At 52.3% G+C, this 729-nt stretch carries 1 protein-coding gene; it reads right to left on the bottom strand.

Annotated elements, in window-relative coordinates:
• Positions 1 to 729 (bottom strand): hypothetical protein (locus tag A3860_RS40940; protein WP_158085146.1); only part of this gene is annotated, 729 nt, incomplete at both ends.

Consider the following 729-nt stretch of genomic DNA (forward strand, 5'->3'; position numbering starts at 1 on the left):
ACCGGATCGCGGTTGACCACCACCCCTGCCGGCGGAACCGTTTTTACCAGGTTACCCACCTGATCGTAATAATAAAGCGTATAGTGGTACTCACCCACCTGGTTAGTCACCGTCATCGTCAATCCTTCTATCGTAGCGGCCGATAAACATTTCTGCGTGTAGGCATCATCGAAGTTGCCCAGCAGCGAGTCGCGGCGGAAGTTATAGATCTCCTGTGTGGCGGCCCAGGCCATGGCGGCAGAATCTTTGCAGGCGGTCGGCAACACACTTTCGGGCAGCGGTATAAAGGTGGGTTCGGTATTGACACCGCACAACAGCAGGTCACTCTTATACACTTTTACCGAAGAACCGCAACCAGCGCCGCCTGCAAAAGCGGTACAATTGTCATTGATCACCATTTTGCCTTTCATGGCATACAGGGCCTTGATGTCAGCTGCATCCAGGTACGTACCCAGCGCATTGTTTACAAAGGCTGCAAATACATCACAACGCGAAGCTGCATACGACACATTGAGCACAGGCCGTCTGGTAACATCGGCGGCCTCTATACTGCCGAACTGGAACTTTTTGTAATTGCCGCTGCCCATGGTTTCATCGTTCAGCTTATACTGCACAGGGTAGTTTACACCCGTTGACAGCATATTGCTGTACATGGCGCTTACCAGCCCGGCTACATTCTGGTTGGTATAGTTCTGGTTACTCCAGAAATCGGTGCCACCGCTCGATACC

It is taken from the genome of Niastella vici, from assembly GCF_002077945.1.
In the GTDB taxonomy this organism is placed as follows: Bacteria; Bacteroidota; Bacteroidia; order Chitinophagales; family Chitinophagaceae; genus Niastella; species Niastella vici.